Raw genomic sequence first — 18,342 nt, 5'->3', positions numbered from 1 at the left:
AATAGATGCAGCCACCCCTGGCTTGATGTCTTCACATCAATACAGTTATAGACTGCCTTGAGCTTGTAAAAACATTGAATTGCGCTTTCATCCAACGTTACAAACAACCTCAAGTTCCTTAGCGAAAATCACTGCTGAGAAGTCGGGGCATATGACAAAGACCTTCCTCGGATTTCGAGAAAGGTCATATGTAAAATAGATATGCGCCTCTCTCATCTCTCAGTTACAACAGTGCCACTTGACACTTAGTCGCTGCAAGAATTAGCACCGTGCGGTATACCGCCGGTTGCCGGGTTTCATCGGGCCAGTCCCTCCACCTACTCTTGATAAGATTTCGCTGTATTAGATTGTAATTTAATATGGTTCACCGTCTACTTTATTACATTAATGCCCTCACGTCAAGTTGCAGTTCGATGTCTGCTTCCCAGATCGGAACCGTTCATCATCCGTTGTCATACACTGCCTCAGGGCGCGAAATAGACACATTTTTGCGCTTGAAAGCACCTTGTAGCAGCGGTATACTAAACAAGGTGTTATAAACCCTTATGTGAGAGGTGACATATTAAATGGATGGCGACCCGAGGCCTGACTGGCAGCCGAATTCCGACAAACTGCATAGAGAATTGACATCAGCATGCCGGCAGCGGGACGTGACTTCCGTTTGATTATATAGTGAACGCAGCCCTGATCTCCAGGCTCCGCTGCCGACCGGCTGATTTGTTCTTTTTGCGCCCATTATGATAATATCCGCCAAGTTGGCGGGTGCAGAAGGAGTAGATTAACGATGAAAATCCGGTTGGTAAACAACGGTGTATTTATTCCGGTGGACGACATTCAGCAGGCGCTGACTCCACCAGCGGAAGGATTTTACTGGATTGATGCAGACGTAGACGATTTGGCGGTACTTCAGCCGCTGTTCTTGATGCATGATCTGGCTGTGGAAGACTGTCTTAGTGACGAAGAACAACGTCCAAAGATTGAAATTTATGAGAACCATTATTTTATTGTGATTAATAGCATCCGTTTTGATGATGAAGAGATATTTCTACGTGCGGTCAACCTGTTTCTCGGCAGACATTTCATTATTAGTGTTACGAAGCAAAAGGTCAGCGAATTGCGCACACTGAAACCCATCCTGTGGGAACAGGAAATCAGTACACCGGATCGTCTGCTGTATTTGCTGGTTGACTTGATTGTTGATAATTATTTCACCGTAGGTGACCGAATTGAAGCACGGATCGAGAAGCTTGAGGAAGACATTCTGATGCACACCAAAAAGTCACATCTGAATGAAATTATCGGGCTACGCAGTGAGATTCTGTGGCTGAAAAAAGTCCTTGGACCTCAGAAAGAGGTCATTAACACCTTGAACAAAAAAGATCTGCGTCTCATCGATGATCAACTGCAAAAGTATTTCAGTGACATCTATGAGAATGCTGTAAAAATATCTGAAACCTTTGAGACTTATCGCGACCTGATGGGCAACTTGCGAGAAGCCTACCAATCCAGTATTGCGAACCGGGCGAATGAGATCATGCGTGTATTTACCGCCATTACCACGGTCTTCATGCCGCTGACGGTCATTACCGGTATATACGGTATGAACTTTACGAATATGCCCGAGCTTAACTGGAAATACAGCTATTTTGTTGTGATTGGCCTGATGGTTACACTGGGCCTGAGCATGTTCTTCATTTTCCGCAAGAAAGACTGGGTATGAACTCGTATGAAATTACAAAGACGAAGCGCTCCTCCGGGAGAAACGCCTCGTCTTTTTTCATTTCTGATTATTAACCAACACTCTTCTCTGTCTCCGCGTGCCGACGGAAGCGGATTCGAATCATGCGCAGTCTTTCATAGACCTGCTCCAGACTTCCTCCATCGGGTTTCTCTCCTCCATACACCTTATGTAATACTGGCTTCAGGAACGTATCTCCCAGCTCCTCATACGCACTCCATACTGCCTCTTGTTCGTTCTCTGGCATCACTGCCAGCTCCACATCAAGAAGACAATCAGTGTCATAACCTTCGTGATCCAGTGCCTCTAACAGCTCAACCAACTCGCGACGGGATAATCCGGATCGATGAACAATCTCCTCTAACGTATACCCTTCCTTCATGCCTTCAAGCACCTGCTTGCGCGTGGTGAACTTATCAAGTTCTTGCTTGTACTTCTGCTCTCTCTGCTTGTATAACCAACTCTCATACTCTTCTTCCTTCAGCGCCGTGTATACCCAGTCCAGCGGGAATGTCGTTGAACGTTCCAACCCGTTTGTAATCTCCATCCATTCCGTACCATACTCAGTCGCTTTGCTCTCTCCTACGCCCGGCAGTTGCATCAGTTCATCCAGCGATTGCGGAACAAAGGCACTGATCAAACGCAGCAGACGATTCGTTGCAATAAAATACGGTGCCTTCCGGTCAGAGACAGCTCTCTTCCTGCGCCATGTGCACAGATCCGTATATAATTGTTCATTGCCATATAACTCACTGTAACAATGAAGCCGCTGTCCACCATAACTGCGTGACTTCAGATCATCATTCTCATGAAATAACCCCTGCAACTGCGGCCGGTACCCCTCACTCATCTGTATGGCAAGCTGATGACGGTAAATATGAAGCAGCTCCTCCCAAGAAGTCCCCTCATACCAGATGCTGTCCTCACGCTCTCCTTCCTCATAGCGACTCCATCCCAGCTGCCAACTATCTTCCTCTTCCCCAATCCATAACTGTGCATACTCTGCATTCTGATCTGACATTCTGGATAATCTGTTCATGAAAATGACTTCCATTTTCGTTCCCTCCCTTTGAATATTCAGCTTATACGAGTTAGAGATACTACCTATAGGCAGCACAAAAAAAACACCCCTCCTGCAAAATCCATGCAAGAGAGGTGCTTCCTCATTAACCGTACTATGCTGTTGCCCATATCATACCACAATGGTAAAATTCGTCAATCCCTTTATAATCTACTTATTCAATGCCAATTTGGCAAGCGCCAGCGAACCACACAGCCCTGCATTGTCGCCAAGTCCTGGTGAGACAACATACTGGTCAATCTCGGATTGAAGTGCCAGATGCTGAACGTACCCTGCCAGCAACTCCTGCAGTTTGCTACGAACCATCGGGAACAGGTGCTCCTGCTTCATTACTCCGCCACCCATGACAATTTTCTGCGGAGAGAGAATCAGAACATAATTCATCAGTGCGTGTGCCAGGTAATGTGCTTCGATCTCCCAAGCTTTATGATCTGCCGGCAGTTCATAAGCCGGTTGCTCCCAACGTTTGTTAATGGCCGGTCCTGCTGCAAGGCCTTCGAGGCAGTCACCATGATACGGACAGAAACCCTCGTATGTATCCTCCGGATGTCTCCGCACAATGATATGTCCCATCTCTGGATGTGACAATCCATGGACCATTTTACCGCCAACCACAGCACCTGCACCAATACCTGTACCCACAGTGATATACAGACAGCTCTCAAGACCTTGTGCAGCGCCCCAGGTTGCTTCTCCAAGTGCCGCACCATTCACATCCGTATCAAATGTCATCGGCACATCAAAATGCTCCTTGAGCTTGCCAATCACGTTATACTGTCCCCAATGTGGTTTTGGTGTTGTTGTGATATAGCCATATGTTGGGCTTCCTTCAATCGGATCAATCGGACCGAATGAACCTACACCCAGAGCTTCAATGCCTTTGCCTTCAAAATATGAAATCACTTGAGCCATGGTCTCTTCCGGTGTTGTTGTTGGAAAACTTACGCGTTCCAGAACTTCTCCGTTTTCTGTGCCAATACCACATACAAATTTGGTTCCGCCTGCTTCAATTGCGCCTAAGATCGTCATGTTAGTCACACTCCCAAGTTAGTTTAAAAAGGAATTCGAATTGCTTTACTTGATGACACTATAATTACCCTGCTACTTGTTCTCCAGCTTGGACAATCGTTTCATTAACGTTTGCCTCCAGCTGTCTGACAGCGCAGGAATGGCCAGCAACGCCTGAATACCTTCGACATTTTCTTTCCCCTGATGCATGATTCGATTGGCTTCAAGAACCGTCATTGAGGCAGAATCGGTGCTGATCCGTCGAAATATCGATGAAGGCCCTACCTCACCTTCTTGCAGTACACGAAAATAAAAGCCGGTATATCCACTCTCCTGAAAATAAACAGGCAGCTCCTTATAGTCATACCTCGCACCCAGCTTGAAGCAAGGTTGTCTGGGCTGACTGACCTGCACTGTGGCTTCGCCCAACTCGTACACATCACCAATCCGGACTTCTTCTTCGGCACAGCCTTCAACCGTCAGATTTTCTCCACAAGCTCCCCAATCCAGCTTGCGATCCATCAGTTGTTCCAGCGCCGGATAACGACTGTAATCGTATACACAAACGGCTTTGTCAGGGCCGCCATGATGCACCAGATCCGCCTGCGCGTCCCCTGTCATTCCAGTGAATGACAGGAAAACCGCCTCGGATACAGGATGTTTCACAATGCCGCTCAGCACTTCACGCTTCTGCCCAGGGAGCGGCTGCGGCAGTCCTACATTAATGGCCAGAACAGCTGTATTGCCCTCCCCTGGCTTTCGATCAGATGTGAGTGTCATTTGGCATCATACCTCCCATAATCACTTTCTTTTAACGCACAGAGCCACCAAATACGAGTGTATTACTCAAGAGCCGGCCTGGAGAAGTCAGCATTTTGCCCCCGGCATACATACCCGAGGAAGCACCGCCATCCAGATTCATGGCCTGTTTGGCACCAAGCTTCTGCATAACCGCTGCCCACTCCTTGATTGTTGCTCCGGAAACGGTAGCCAGCATAACAGAACCGTCCGCCATGATCGCAATACCACTTCTGGCTCCGGAAGCATTAAGAATCTTGGCATCCTTGAAACCTTCGCTCGTCGGATTTACAGCTACCTTGCCGTCTTTCACCAGACGGGGTCCTGCTCCCACAGCAGTCACTACATCTTGCCAAGGGATCTCTTTGCCTGCTGCGTTCGTATACTTATAATTCATTTCTACGGTCGAACCAACGGTGAAACGATCCGAAGAAGACTTCTGGTTACCTGTGAAGACCAGTACAGAGCCATTCTTAGGAATCGCTACATTTGTATTGGGCACTTTTTTGGTCACAATACCTTTCTCCATAACAACCGCAGTGCCACCTTTGAACCCGACTGTGGCACCTCGTTCAGGCGTATACAGCATCGTAATGCTTGCGTTCGCTGAAGGTGTTCGATTAATAAAGGTCGCATACCAACTCCGTGATTTACCTTTTGTATCCGTTACTTTACCTGTCAAACTCACCTGAAGTGAATCCATGATCGCCGAGCCGTCTTCCTTAAATCCGATGGATGTTCCGTATCTTCCAATATGTATGACCTTACCATTTGCTATTAACATACCGTATGGATCTGGTGCTCCGTTATATGCTTCAAAAAATGCTCCATTAATGGCTGCTTGTGCACCATAGGCTTTCACGATCGATGGCAATGTTGCCGTCTGGCCAACTTGCTTCTTCGCGAGTCCCACGGTAACCGGTGTTCCCTTTGGAATCGAAACGGTCTGTACGGTAAAATTACGTCCTGCTGCTTTTACTTTCTGTACTTTTGTGCTAATTGCTGCTTTGGCATCCACTGTCTGTGGTGCACTTACTGCTCCCGAAAGAATTACCGGCAAGGCCAGGACGAGGGCCATAGCCCCTGTCCACCACTTTTTTCCTGTTCGTACGTTCTGCTTGTTGCTCACCCTATTGCCACTCCCATCCAAGAGCCAAGGCTCTTCATCTCAAGTTGTTCAAACTTGTCCATCACCATATCCGGATCAAGACGCAATTCACAGATATCCAGCGCACAGGCAACCGGAACAGCACAATGAATCTCTGCCAGTTTGCGGGACAGATGAAGCATGTCCAGATCATTTTCAATCTTGTTACGCACCGAAGGGGTCAGTTTATCCATGTTGCTCAAAATCCCTTCAATGGAGCCGTATTCCTGTACAAGCTTCAACGCTGTTTTCTCACCAATTCCCCGTACTCCGGGATAATTGTCACTGGCATCTCCCATCAGACCCTTCATGTCAATCACTTGACGAGGTGTCAGTTGTTTCTCTGCCATGAGCGTTTCAGGGTTGTACACCATGTAGTTGCCATGGCCTTTTTTCATAATAATGATACTTGTGCGGTCATTGATCAGTTGCAACATGTCGTGGTCACCCGTCAGTACCATAACATTCATATCGGTCTCTTCGGTATAATACTTCGCAAGCGTCCCGATGCAATCGTCGGCTTCGAATCCTTGTGCACCTATATTGGGAATACCCAGGCTATCCATGACTTCACGAATCAGAGCAAACTGGGGAATCAGGTCATCCGGAGCTTCGGCCCGGTTGCCTTTGTAAGCTGCATATTCTTCACCGCGGAACGTCTTACCACCCATATCCCAACAACATACGACATGACTTGGCCCAAAAGTCTGAACCGCATCCCAGAAATAACGGATAAATCCGTAGACTGCGTTGGTAGGCAATCCTGCCTTTGTACGTCTGATATATCCGCTTGCAGATGTCGCATAAAAAGCACGGAACAACACCGCCATACCGTCTACCAGCAACAAAGTAGGTTCATTACGTTGATTCACTTGAATTTGTTCTCTCCTGTCCTGATTCTATAGAAATTAAACTAAAGTATATTTACACTTACCATTCCGATGACAGAACAACCTTCTGATCGCTGTTATCCCCAGATTTTTTTGATTCCCTTTTCCAAAAGGGAAAATCCGGGGATAGCATATGCTTCCGAAGTAGCTTTCTTTCAGAAAGCTTTTAGGCGAACGCTCCGCTTCTTCAGGTTATTTCTGTCCTCTCCATTTTCGTGTAAATGTTTAGTTCAATTTCTATAGCAAATAAAATATCGAACTAATTCTATCATTATAGCATAGTTCCGCCAACCATCGATCAGCCAAAAAAGCCCTGAATTTTTGAACAATTCAAGGCTGATATTCAGCGCGTTTACGCGTTATTCCATTCCTGCTCGTACGTTTCTTCCTTGAATCCAACCGTCACCTTTTCTCCATCCGTAACGATCGGACGTTTGATCAGACGACCATTGGAAGCCAACAAACGGATCTGTTCATCAGTGGACATGCCCGGAAGCTTGTCCTTCAATTGTTGCTCTTTGTATACTTCCCCACTCGTATTAAAGAACTTTTTCACTTCAAGTCCGCTCTTTTGGATGAGTTCTGTTAGTTCAGATTCTGAAGGCGGTGAGTCAAAAATAGGGATTAACTCCAGCTCATGTCCTTGAGCTTCAAGCCATTTTACAGCTTTGCGGCATGTGCCGCATTTGGCATATTGATATATTTTTAAGTTACTCATCGATTTGCCTCCTAGTGTGTGGCTCCGGTCTCGACTTGTCACTTCCCTTGGTTTGCTTCGCAAATCCAAAAGTCGCTCCAAATCGATACCATCGCCATGCAACTTTACTGACTTTTGCGAATGAGATCAAAAACACATTCGCTATATTTTTTTGGGTCAAAATCTTACAGCTTTTATATCCTTAAAAGCTTTTGAGATTTGAATTCTTGAAATAATTAACATGAAACTGCTAAACATCAATACATTAACCATAGAACCATAAAGATTAGCCTACGGCATGCTGTTCGGGTGCATTAAGCATCCCTCACAAGGGTAAGACAAACAGCGTTGAACTCCAAACAGGACAGGCCGTGCAGGAAACTGCGATACGAGGTGCAGATCTAAGGGACTCGTCGCAGCTTCCTACAGTTCTTCTCTGGGAGCTGCCTCATCATTCAAACGCTGCTCCAGCGCGGCCATATCTGCTGGAAAAGGAGCCTGGAACGTTATGCGTTCCTGTAGAATGGGATGTTCGAACGTCAGCTCACAAGCGTGTAATGCCTGGCGTTCGATCCAGCTGTCCCGTTCTTCTCGAACAGCCATGGTCTGCTCATCGATGTCATGCACAGGTAGTGTCTTGTACATTCGATCACCTATCAACGGGCATCCGATAGAAGTCATATGTACCCTGATCTGATGGGTTCTGCCACTTTCCAGCTTGAGGCTTATCGAACTGGCGCTGTCTTCTGCCCAGCATGTTAAGGTTGTGTACAACGTTCTTGCAGCGTAACCATCAGGTGTTACGATTCGGCGGTGTGGCTCTTCAGGATCGCGGTCAATCGGTCCGTCCACCGACCCTTGTTCCGGGACAGGGCTTCCGTGCACAAGTGCAATATATTTCTTATCCACTGTTCCAGCGATCATCTGTTCAGAGACATGCTGATGCACATAAGGGTTCTTGGCTATTGCGAGCACTCCTGAAGTCTCCTGATCAAGTCGATGAATCGGTCTGAACCGGAAGCGTTCACCCTTGGTTTTCCAGTAATGAACAACGCCATTTGCCAAAGTACCCGTGTAATGTCCATGCGTCGGATGAACGATGATGCCCGCATCCTTGTTGACAATAAGCAAGTGCTCATCTTCATACAGAACGGTAAAGGGAATAGGTTCAGGCAAAATATCATCCGATTCCTCTTGCTCCATCCGAACTTCAACGACATCACCTGCAGCTACCTTGACGCTAATATACACGCGCTCTCCATTTAACATGACACCTTGTTCGGTCAGCTTAATTTTGGACAAAAGCTTACGCGACACCAGCAACCGGCGCTGAAGCACGGTCTTCAGCAGCCAGCCATCTTCTTGTTCGGTCACCGTGTAGACAATCGGCGAATAATATTGGCTCATTCTTTGCGGCGGAATACTTTTTTGCTCCGCACATATTCAATATCCGCCACCTGTTGTCTCGCGTTGGCCGTCCGTGCAACCACGAAGAAATAATCAGACAGTCGGTTTAGATACCGTCGTACAGACGGGTTAATGTCCGTATGTTGTCCCAATGTTACCGTGCGACGCTCTGCGCGACGACATACAGTACGGCACACATGAAGAGCAGAAGACAGCTGACTGCCACCAGGAATAATGAATCGTTCCACTTTTGGATTCTCTGCATCATACTGGTCGATCCATTGTTCCAGACGTGTGACCATTTCATCTCTCACCTTATATTTGGTCTCACTAATCTTCACAAAGGCCAGATCCGACCCGCAATCAAACAGTTCCTGCTGAACTTCCAGCAGATGTTCACGCAGATCTTCAAATTCCCCTTGAGCCGAGTCAATAAGGCTGATCGCCTGGCCTACAAAACAGTTCAACTCATCAATCGTACCATAAGCCTCAACTCGGTCATCATCCTTGATGACGCGTCCACCGATGACCGAAGTCTGTCCTTCGTCACCTGTTCGTGTATATATGCCCATCGTTATCCCTCCAATTGGTAATATAATAATGAATACGGGAATGCATTTTTTCAGAAACCCCTCTATCGCTTTACACGTATATAAGAATTGGTGTGCTCTGCAGAGTATACGACAAATCGAAGGAAACCAAAAGTAAAGGAGACGATTATGCAAAACTGGATAACCGATTTCATGGAACAATACGGCTACATAGGCATTGCACTCATTATTGCTCTTGAGAACGTATTCCCCCCGATTCCATCCGAAATCATCTTGCCGTTTGGCGGATTCATGACCACCTATACCAGTCTCACTATTCCAGGAGTTATTATCGCTGCAACTATTGGTTCTGTCCTTGGTGCTGTGATCCTGTACGGCATTGGTCTACTCATTGACGTCGAACGCCTTGAGAAAATTGTGGAACGCTGGGGACATGTTCTGCGCATCAAAAAAGAGGATATTCACCGTGTCGATGCATGGTTTGACAAATATGGCATGTGGACCGTATTATTCTGCCGAATGGTTCCCCTCGTTCGTAGTCTTATCTCCATTCCCGCAGGCATGTCCAATATGAAATTTGGTTTATTCCTTCTCTTTACAACCATTGGTACATTGATCTGGAATGTCATTCTTGTCTGCGTTGGTGCTGCGCTTGGCGCATCATGGGAGAGCATTTTGCACTTTATGGACGTCTATTCCATTGTAGTGTACGTCATTCTGGCCATCATTGTCATCGGATGTATCATCTGGTGGATCAGACGTAGCAAAAAGTAGAAATAAAAAGAATAGCTTAATAAATAAAGCCTCCTCGCCACCAATTCGTGGTTAAGGAGGCTTCTTTATGTCACCCGTTTATGTCATCTCGCTATCGTTCATCTTCATTTCGCATGCCCTGACTCTTAAGATCGATAGCCAGACCAGATACCAGCAAGTACATCTTTTCAGCATGTATCTGCAGCATCCGATTAACCGAAGCCATTCTCGCTGTAAATATTCGTTCTTCCTCGGTAGGATGCAATGTGCCATGCATTTCATTGGTAATCACAAGCAACTTCCCCTGATAAGACAATAACGCATCAAGCAAAAGCTGTGTCTCTGAACGCTGATGATCCAGATCCTCTGTTGCCCTGAAACCGGCAGCCATCCAGGAGGTCAGACTGTCTACAATTACAATTCGCTGATCCGCCAAAAACAGATTGGATTCCCGATTAATCTGGGTGATCACCTCTGTCAGATGCTGACCGTTCCCGGCATGAATGGCACGATAATGAGCGGATGGCAATTCGGGAATAACGGGATCATGATCACCGGTGGATAAATATACACCCTCCCGGCTAATCCCGGCTGCGTACTTGAGGGCAAACCGGGTTTTACCACTACCTATGCCGCCTGTGACCGTAATCAGCAATCCGCTTCCCTCCTTCCATAGCCATTCTGAATTTTCTTTACTCTGTCAGCGCCTTCAGCACTTTTTTGGATTCTTCGACATTGGAAGATGACACTGGAATGGTTGCGAACAAATTGCTCGCAGCATATTCTACATCTTTAAACATTTTCATATCTTCGAGCGGAATGCCGTAAAGATGTGATTCTTGCTTGAGATCTGAACCTCCATCTCCTTCACCCTTCTCTACCAATACTCCACCCTCAAATACACCCCGTTCAAACTTCTTGGGATCAAAAGTATCATCCAGCGGAATATTGGAGCCATTACTTCCGTATTGTTTCATGTCGGACTCAGGCAAAATGAAAATATCATGTCCTCCAGCCGCATATTCTACCATAATTTTCTGAACATCATACATTGCACTGGTAATCACTTCCACCTTGGGTTCCTCACCCAGTTTCTGTTGCAGATTGGCCTGTAACTGTTCTGAGATTACAGATGGATTTCCTTGGTTATCAATGATGAATATGGAAAAACCATCTTTACCTCCACAACCAGCAAGCAGAAAAACGATAGAAATGATTGCAGTAAGCCCCCAAAATCTCTTCATTCCAGTTCCCCCTTTAGTCTCCTATGTCCAATATATCACAATTGTTCCACGCAAAAAAATAACCTGGCTTATCGGGGGATCACCTTGCCTTTACACACAAAAAAGAAGACCTTCTCAGGTCTCCCTTTCTAATTCGATTAATGAAACGTTTCAATCCAGCATAAACGTTATTTTGCTTTAATCGGGTTAGCCTTCATATATTCATTAATCTTTAAATCCAGCAAACTGCTGATTTCAATTACAATATCGGATGTGAATGATTTCTCTTCGAGGAAGATCTGTTCCATCTTGCGACGAAGCATATGAATTTCATCTTCCAAGGAAATGTCATGCAAAGATGCGTTATCGGGTTTCACCGACCATCGGTCGCCATGATCGCCTTCTGCCAGATAGTGCCCACGATTCGTCGGTAAATCATATTCAACACAAAACAAAGCTAACCCCTCCTTGGAAAAATGGTTTCCAAATATATGAAAACTTATTTCAAATTTGAATTATATCACATTATTTTGTAAAAGAAAGTTATTTTTTTCCAATAATAACAATGTCACATTTGTAAAAAGATTCTACTTTAGTATTAACCCTCTTTTTGCAGTTTGTAAACAAAGTTTCCGATTCGTTCCAAAGCTTCATTTAATTGGGTTACAGAAGTGGCATAAGAACAACGCAAGAAGCCTTCACCCTGAGGTCCAAAAACATTGCCCGGAACAGCAGCCACTTTATTCTCCGTTAACAATCGTTCAGCAAACAGGTCGGAACTCATACCCGTCTTTTGAATGCTCGGGAATGCATAGAATGCTCCCTGAGGTTCATGACAATCAAGTCCAATATCTCTGAATCCCTGCACAATTAAACGTCTACGCTGATTATACGATTCTACCATCCGATCCTTCTCACCCAAACCATTCGTCAACGCCTCAAGTGCAGCAACCTGACCCATGGCCGGCGCACACATTACCGTATACTGATGGATTTTGAGCATGGCTGCAATAAGCTCAGGATGACCACACATGTAACCGATCCGCCAACCTGTCATTGCAAAAGCCTTTGAAAATCCGCTTACGAGAATGGTCCGCTCCTTCATGTCAGGGATAGCTGCAAAGCTAACATGTTTTTGCGTATACGTCAATTCAGCGTAAATTTCATCAGCGATCACAATCAGATCATGCTTTTTAATCACTTCAGCAATAGGCAGCCACTCTTCATACGTCATGATGGCTCCAGTGGGATTACTCGGATAACACAGAATAACCACTTTTGACTTCGGCGTGATTCCTGCCTCAAGCGCTTCAGCTGTTAACTTGAACTGATCTTTCGCGTAGGTTTCAACACCAACCGGTATACCGCCACCGATTGAAGCGATTGGTGAATAAGCCACGTACGAAGGTTCAGGAATGAGAATCTCGTCGCCAGGTACGATTAATGCGCGCAAAGCCAGGTCAATCGCTTCACTGCCACCCACGGTAACAATAATCTCATCCTTGGGATCGTATTTGGTATCAAACTGAGTATCCAGATATTCACTGATGGCTTCTCGCAACTTAGGCATACCTGCGTTGGATGTGTAGCTGGTCATACCTCTTTCCAGCGAGTATACACAAGCTTCACGCATATGCCAAGGGGTAACAAAATCAGGTTCACCCACACCCAATGTGATTATATCCTTGTTGTCTCCAACCAGATCAAAGAATTTACGAATTCCGGATGGAGGTATCTGCTGCACGAGGGGTGCCAGATAAGATGTCATTTTCTTGTTGTTCCCGGTTGTCTGTTCATTCACTATCATGACACATCTTCCTTTACGGCGAGATCATGAGACGGTTGTCTTCCTGATGGTCTTCAAAGATAATCCCGTCCTGCTTATATTTTTTAAGAATAAAATTCGTTTTGGTTGAAAGTACAGAGTCTATCGGAGACAGTTTCTCCGACACAAAATTAGCGACTTCACGCAGGTTGCCACCTTCCACTTCAACGAGCAGATCGTATGCACCGGACATGAGATATACGGACTTCACTTGCGGATAGAGATAAATGCGTTCGGCAATCCCTTCAAAACCACGACCACGCTCCGGCGTGATCTGCACTTCAATCAGGGCCGTTACTTTTTCATCATCTATTTTGCTCCAGTTCACGACGGTTGCGTATTTCACGATGACGTGGTCTTGTTCTAGCTGTGCCACGGCGTTCTTGATCTTGTCTTCCGACTCCCCCAGCAGCGTCGACAGCAGTGCGGGAGTCCTTCTCGCGTCTTCCTTCAACAGATCCAGAACTTTTAATTGCAGATCGTTCAAATCTTTCATGGTTTTCCCTCCAGCGTCATCCAGGTTCCTGAAAATGAATTAATACTTATATTACATGAATTTGACGTTGATGCATAGACAAAAGACCGCCTGCCCTGAATTCAGGCAAGCGGTGGTATGGTCCTTTAACGTTAGGTGCTTCAAACCTCTTTTACATAGGTTACATGTAATAAGGGTTACCGTAATTCGGTTGATGCTGAGGCACATTCGGAGCTTGGCTATATGAACTGTTCTGCGTATTCTTTTCCTGAATGAATTGCTGACACTTTTGTTGGGTCTGGTGGGCGGACTGAATTTGCTTGTCCACATCCTGACGAAGTGCCTTGGACGAGACAGAATACATGTTGTTTTGCTGCATCAGATTAAACAGTTCCCCTTGTAATCTTAGGGTATCGTTTGTCAGGTCTGTGAACATTCGACGTGTCATGGGGCAGGAAGCTTCCGTTGTCGCAGTCGTATATTCGCGCGAGGTTCGTCTTAAATCTGCAAGAATCGACTTCAGCAGATCCTGCTCCTGCATAAAAGCGCCATTAGATGATAAAGATTGAGAATACATGCGTTTTCCTCCTATACAGTTAGAGTTGTTTTCAATTACTGACTTGCGCCGGTGCAAGAGACTGATGTTGCTGCAGTGCATTGACAAGCGTGTTCAGATGCTGTTCATGTGAGCGAACATAGTGATTCAGAGCTTGTTGAATTTGTGGATTATGTGTGATGGAAGCTGTGGCTGCACACTGCTTAATCAGCAGTTCTTCATTGGTGATAGAGTCCGCAATGTAGTTCAATTCCTTGGGACTCAGCGCTTGCATAGTATGATTCTGCATGTTTCGATGGCCTCCTCGGCATAAAGTTTATGCGCAATTATTGTTAACCCGGTCACACAAAAGTATACAAATTTAAATTATAAAGGAGATGTTTCTAATGGATCTGGTCTATGGCACACCTTTCTGGCCCTCCACTTTCAATTCAACATTTAATTATTCTGCTCTTCAAGAAGACATCTCTTGTGACTGCCTCATCATTGGTGGGGGCATGGGGGGCGCATTGACATCTAAACTACTTACGGAACAGGGTGTTAACACTGTTGTGATTGATAAACGAGACATTGCCAACGGCAGCAGTTCTGCCAATACAGGTCTTTTACAATATACCAATGACAAGACACTAACCTCATGTATCCACACTTTTGGTGAAGCAACAGGCGTACGTTTTTATGAGCTTTGTCGTGAAGCCATGAAACAACTTGCTCAAATTGCAGACAGCCTGGATACAGACCCTTGGTTTATCCCACGAACAAGTCTTTGTTTTGCAAGCAGTGAAGATGATGTGGCCCTATTGGAGGAAGAATATCAGACCTTGAAGCGTTATGGTTTTGAAGCTGAACTGTGGGATGCCGACAAAATAAGCCAGCATTTCCCCTTCAACAAACCCGCTGCACTGTACACAATGGGAGATGCAGAAGTGAACCCCTATCGTTTTGTTCATGCCTTGTTTGAATCCGCCAATAAGCGTGGCGCTCGAATCTATGGTCAGACGGAGATGATACACTGTGAATACGATGAAGATGGTGTAGTCTGCCACACTGCCAACGGTAAAATCCGTGCCAAGAAAGTCATATTTGCTGCCGGTTACGAGACACAGGACATCAAAAAGGATCGCGGAGCCTATCTGAAAACGACCTACGCGATTGCTACCAAACCGTTGTCTGATCTTAGTGAATGGTTTGAACACAGCATGATTTGGGAGACAGCTCGCCCATATTTGTATATGCGAACAACACCGGACGGAAGAATCATCGCAGGCGGTTTGGATGAAGAAACACCTCGAGAGGATCAACGTGAAATACGTTCAAAACACCGGGGAGATACACTACTGGAAGAGGTCCGTTCCTATTTCCCTTTAGATGATCTTGAAGTCGATTATGCCTGGGGCGCTGTGTTTGGTAATACGAATGATGGCCTCCCCCTGATCGGCACACATCCGGATTATCCGCATTCATATTTTGTAGAAGGGTATGGAGGTAACGGGACGGTATACAGCATGATTGCTGCTTCCTTAATTGTGGATGCTATTACTGGCAAACCAAACCCTGATATGGATCTGTTCTCTCTCACACGTACAAGTAAACCATCTCCTGTATAATCAACAACTGAATCAATACAACTACAAATAGGGTACAGCACACGGAAAGTTCTCTTTTCCCGCCGCTGTACCCTGTTTATATATTGGGAAGCCTGCTAAGCCGAGGGCTCTTGCCCTTCCGTTCGGTTCAATAACTTGCGCATAAAGATCCATCCAAATAGTGGAGAAGCGCCGAGGACAATAATAAGCCAGGTTAACATGCGTAGAGACGGAGCATTTAAGACCGTCACAATAAATATGGTCAACCCACATAGTCTGCCAAGCATCAGGCATAACTCTCTCAAAACGACAAGTTCAACCCTTTTCTCCACATTTTCGCCACTTGTGCCCATCATGTCGAATCCCGCTGATATCATTGGCAATACATATAGTGGCATTGCAACAGCACTCCCAATCCCCATGATTAACAGCGTACCATAGGTCACTTTCCATAGAAGAGGAAGAAGCACAACGAGCAGAATGAGGGCTCCAATGAACATGCCTTTTGATCTATACTGTGGTTTGAACCATTTCCCGGCTGCCCAATAACTTACTAGCGCCACAGCAGAAGTGATGAGTGAGAACTGCCCCAATTTGTACTCCTGTGCGGTAGCCAAATATACAAGCAGTGCAATCAGGAAGGCAAAGACACCTTCACGTGCACCCTGAGCGAATAAACCCAAGCCTAAGGTCCTCCAGGGACTATCCCGCTTGGATAGCTGTATCCAAGGTTCTGACCAGCGGTATGTACCGCTCACCTTTCTTTTTTTCAGAAAAAAACTAAAAACTACCGCTATGACATAAATAACGAGTGATACCGTAAAGATGAGCCGATATCCCGTGTTGTCTGTCATACGAGTAATAATCAGACCGGAGAACCATGGACCTATAATTCCTGTCATCGAACCAAGTAACCCGACCCAGCCATTGAATAAATCCCTGTTTTCCCGATCCGTTATTTCAAAATACACAACATTAAATGCAATCCAGAATAACCCCAGGGAACAACCCAGTAGTATACCCAGAGGCCATATCCAGTCTACAGCTTTGGAACCAGCCCAGAGGACTATCATATAAAATATGCCGGACAGCGCAGTACCTAGTCGTAGTGCACTCATTTTATTGTGTTCCTTGACCCATTTGCCAGCAAGCCAGAATGTCAGTCCAATGGCCAGTTGCTGGCTGAGAGTGAACCACCCCAACATGGCATAATCCGGACGGCTTTTCCACAGAAACACATTCAAAAAGGTTCCCGACAGCGCTCCGGCTAACGCAAACAATCCATTCACGCCCAAAAGCAGAATGGATTGTCGGCCTAAAGTAATCTTCATCTGCTCCTCCTTCATCCACCTGAAGTGAACTATGTACAGGTAGGTCTTAGGGTTAACGTGCCCCAAGCAAGAGGAAAACATGATGAATCTTCAGGATTGCTATGAAATTGGTTAGAATCTCCGAAATGTTTATTCCTGCGTACTCAGGTTCTTGATCAGACGCAGACGATCTTCCTCAGACAGACTGTATTGAACTTGGAAACATCCAGAGCACACATAGGTCAATACTTTAAACGGTGATGCCAATAGTGGCCCTACACCTGAAGCAGCGTTAGCAACTGGTGTGAAGTTATCCTGCGTTGCAGCTTGTGTACCTGCGAGAATCATGAATTCCCGGCAATTCGGGCACTCCGGCACTTCTTCCTGATGATCAAGTTGCTTCTGTACACCTTGTTCATACTGAATGAGATCATTACCTTCATCCGCGTATTTGGTTAACGTTCGCAACTCTGGCAATTTGAGTTCGACTTCATCCCCCCACAGATCAGAAAGATCCGTAGTCTGTTTCTCGTTCGTTACATCGTCTACATCATAGATGTCGTCCTCAGCTTCATCGTTCTCTTCATCATCGATGTTAATATTGAGCGTACGGTATCCTTTTAACTCATTGTGGCAATACGGACACTCTTCTTCAGGACCAAGCTCCTCATCCCATACAATCTCCGTCTGACACCAAGGGCATACTGTTGTTTCCATATTGATCAACCTTTCTCTTTCATATAATCATGTATTCATTACATAGATGACACCGATGGCAAAAAACACGATCGATGCCGCAAACAGAATTCGTATCAATATCTTCATGACCGGTCCCCCTAGATAATGCTCGCGCCAATTACAAACGACAGCGAGACTGAAATAATCATGGATATCAATCCGACAGCTCGGTTATCCGATTCGATCTCCTTATCAATGGAGAACACGGGTGTCAGGAATTCGAACAAAAAGTAGGCAATGAGCAGAAGGATAAACCCTACAAATGACCACGTCATGGCTTCATATACCGAAGATTTCGCTTGTATGCAGAACCGCAATACGTTGCAGATCCCGAAGATCTTACCTCCTGTAGCCATCGCAACGGCCACATTGCCCTTCTTGATCTCCGTCCAGCATTTATACTTCGTCACCAGTTCGAAGCAAGCCAGAAATACAAGCAGCTCCATAATCGCTACCGAGAAAAAACCGAGTACCATCCCCAAGGGATGAGACAGCAATTGGTCAATGCTTTCTATCACGCACCGTTCCCCTCTCCCCATCTGCGACCTTCATGAATAAG

General features: G+C 45.8%; 21 protein-coding genes and 1 riboswitch. Of the genes, 3 read left to right on the top strand and 18 right to left on the bottom strand.

What is annotated here, in order from left to right; translation table 11 throughout:
- Window positions 1–209 precede the first annotated feature (209 nt).
- Window positions 210–333: riboswitch (SAM riboswitch) on the bottom strand.
- A 451-nt stretch (window positions 334–784) separates the two neighbouring features.
- Window positions 785–1,720, top strand: coding sequence for a magnesium/cobalt transporter CorA (corA, locus tag MHI12_RS08860; RefSeq protein ID WP_062833460.1), 936 nt, complete (start codon window positions 785–787; stop codon window positions 1,718–1,720).
- A 70-nt stretch (window positions 1,721–1,790) separates the two neighbouring features.
- Here corA and MHI12_RS08855 read toward each other — a convergent pair whose 3' ends face one another.
- The 8 genes from MHI12_RS08855 to MHI12_RS08820 form a co-directional block, all read right to left on the bottom strand.
- Window positions 1,791–2,792: an HRDC domain-containing protein gene (locus MHI12_RS08855; RefSeq protein WP_405172179.1), complete on the bottom strand. Its 1,002-nt coding sequence runs from the start codon at window positions 2,790–2,792 to the stop codon at window positions 1,791–1,793.
- A 177-nt stretch (window positions 2,793–2,969) separates the two neighbouring features.
- Window positions 2,970–3,848 carry an ROK family protein gene (locus MHI12_RS08850; RefSeq protein ID WP_405172178.1) on the bottom strand — a complete coding sequence of 293 codons (879 nt, stop codon included), beginning with the start codon at window positions 3,846–3,848 and terminating at the stop codon, window positions 2,970–2,972.
- A gap of 72 nt (window positions 3,849–3,920) precedes the next feature.
- Window positions 3,921–4,607: an MOSC domain-containing protein gene (locus tag MHI12_RS08845; RefSeq protein WP_405172177.1), complete on the bottom strand. Its 687-nt coding sequence runs from the start codon at window positions 4,605–4,607 to the stop codon at window positions 3,921–3,923.
- Between the two features lie 31 nt (window positions 4,608–4,638).
- Window positions 4,639–5,754, bottom strand: coding sequence for a phosphodiester glycosidase family protein (locus tag MHI12_RS08840; protein WP_133384130.1), 1,116 nt, complete (start codon window positions 5,752–5,754; stop codon window positions 4,639–4,641).
- Window positions 5,751–6,644, bottom strand: coding sequence for a 5'-3' exonuclease H3TH domain-containing protein (locus MHI12_RS08835; protein WP_017689620.1), 894 nt, complete (start codon window positions 6,642–6,644; stop codon window positions 5,751–5,753). Before MHI12_RS08835 ends, MHI12_RS08840 begins: the two co-directional genes overlap by 4 nt.
- Window positions 6,645–7,014: 370 nt before the next feature.
- The gene (locus MHI12_RS08830; protein ID WP_405172176.1) at window positions 7,015–7,380 is read right to left on the bottom strand and encodes an arsenate reductase family protein; all 366 of its coding nucleotides are present in this window, start codon (window positions 7,378–7,380) and stop codon (window positions 7,015–7,017) included.
- Between the two features lie 402 nt (window positions 7,381–7,782).
- Window positions 7,783–8,766, bottom strand: a complete 984-nt coding sequence (locus tag MHI12_RS08825) for an RluA family pseudouridine synthase (RefSeq protein WP_405172175.1) — start codon at window positions 8,764–8,766, stop codon at window positions 7,783–7,785.
- The gene (locus MHI12_RS08820) at window positions 8,763–9,338 is read right to left on the bottom strand and encodes a cob(I)yrinic acid a,c-diamide adenosyltransferase (RefSeq protein ID WP_036610088.1); all 576 of its coding nucleotides are present in this window, start codon (window positions 9,336–9,338) and stop codon (window positions 8,763–8,765) included. Before MHI12_RS08820 ends, MHI12_RS08825 begins: the two co-directional genes overlap by 4 nt.
- Before the next feature lie 147 nt (window positions 9,339–9,485).
- On the opposite strand from MHI12_RS08820, the gene MHI12_RS08815 reads away from it, so the two are divergent.
- A complete protein-coding gene (locus MHI12_RS08815; RefSeq protein WP_405172174.1) occupies window positions 9,486–10,091 on the top strand; it encodes a DedA family protein in 606 nt (201 codons plus the stop codon).
- Between the two features lie 91 nt (window positions 10,092–10,182).
- On the opposite strand, the gene MHI12_RS08810 is transcribed toward MHI12_RS08815, so the two are convergent.
- The 7 genes from MHI12_RS08810 to MHI12_RS08780 form a co-directional block, all read right to left on the bottom strand.
- Entirely contained in the window at window positions 10,183–10,725 is a 543-nt protein-coding gene (locus MHI12_RS08810; RefSeq protein WP_017689625.1) for a bifunctional adenosylcobinamide kinase/adenosylcobinamide-phosphate guanylyltransferase, read from the bottom strand.
- A gap of 37 nt (window positions 10,726–10,762) precedes the next feature.
- A complete protein-coding gene (locus MHI12_RS08805; protein ID WP_405172173.1) occupies window positions 10,763–11,314 on the bottom strand; it encodes a hypothetical protein in 552 nt (183 codons plus the stop codon).
- A 167-nt stretch (window positions 11,315–11,481) separates the two neighbouring features.
- Window positions 11,482–11,703, bottom strand: a complete 222-nt coding sequence (locus MHI12_RS08800) for an aspartyl-phosphate phosphatase Spo0E family protein (RefSeq protein ID WP_179198508.1) — start codon at window positions 11,701–11,703, stop codon at window positions 11,482–11,484.
- Between the two features lie 188 nt (window positions 11,704–11,891).
- The gene (locus MHI12_RS08795) at window positions 11,892–13,100 is read right to left on the bottom strand and encodes an aminotransferase class I/II-fold pyridoxal phosphate-dependent enzyme (RefSeq protein WP_036610094.1); all 1,209 of its coding nucleotides are present in this window, start codon (window positions 13,098–13,100) and stop codon (window positions 11,892–11,894) included.
- A gap of 13 nt (window positions 13,101–13,113) precedes the next feature.
- A complete protein-coding gene (locus MHI12_RS08790) occupies window positions 13,114–13,614 on the bottom strand; it encodes an Lrp/AsnC family transcriptional regulator (RefSeq protein ID WP_024628343.1) in 501 nt (166 codons plus the stop codon).
- Between the two features lie 160 nt (window positions 13,615–13,774).
- The gene (locus MHI12_RS08785; protein WP_062833450.1) at window positions 13,775–14,170 is read right to left on the bottom strand and encodes a spore coat protein; all 396 of its coding nucleotides are present in this window, start codon (window positions 14,168–14,170) and stop codon (window positions 13,775–13,777) included.
- A 31-nt stretch (window positions 14,171–14,201) separates the two neighbouring features.
- Complete coding sequence (locus MHI12_RS08780) at window positions 14,202–14,438, bottom strand: hypothetical protein (protein WP_036610100.1); 237 nt, start codon at window positions 14,436–14,438, stop codon at window positions 14,202–14,204.
- Between the two features lie 97 nt (window positions 14,439–14,535).
- Here MHI12_RS08780 and MHI12_RS08775 point away from each other — a divergent pair, with 97 nt between their 5' ends.
- Window positions 14,536–15,756 (top strand): NAD(P)/FAD-dependent oxidoreductase, encoded by a 1,221-nt coding sequence (locus MHI12_RS08775; RefSeq protein WP_405172172.1) that lies wholly within the window; start codon window positions 14,536–14,538, stop codon window positions 15,754–15,756.
- Between the two features lie 95 nt (window positions 15,757–15,851).
- On the opposite strand, the gene MHI12_RS08770 is transcribed toward MHI12_RS08775, so the two are convergent.
- The 3 genes from MHI12_RS08770 to MHI12_RS08760 all read right to left on the bottom strand — a co-directional run bounded on the left by MHI12_RS08770 (window position 15,852) and on the right by MHI12_RS08760 (window position 18,322).
- Window positions 15,852–17,066, bottom strand: coding sequence for an MFS transporter (locus MHI12_RS08770; RefSeq protein WP_405172171.1), 1,215 nt, complete (start codon window positions 17,064–17,066; stop codon window positions 15,852–15,854).
- Between the two features lie 129 nt (window positions 17,067–17,195).
- Window positions 17,196–17,762, bottom strand: a complete 567-nt coding sequence (locus MHI12_RS08765; protein WP_341006569.1) for a hypothetical protein — start codon at window positions 17,760–17,762, stop codon at window positions 17,196–17,198.
- A gap of 119 nt (window positions 17,763–17,881) precedes the next feature.
- Window positions 17,882–18,322 (bottom strand): DUF350 domain-containing protein, encoded by a 441-nt coding sequence (locus MHI12_RS08760; protein WP_082219034.1) that lies wholly within the window; start codon window positions 18,320–18,322, stop codon window positions 17,882–17,884.
- Window positions 18,323–18,342 lie beyond the last annotated feature (20 nt).

The sequence above is a fragment of the Paenibacillus sp. FSL H8-0280 genome, from assembly GCF_045040665.1.
Taxonomy (GTDB): domain Bacteria; phylum Bacillota; class Bacilli; order Paenibacillales; family Paenibacillaceae; genus Paenibacillus; species Paenibacillus xylanexedens_A.
This window is presented reverse-complemented; position numbering and strand designations above follow the sequence as displayed.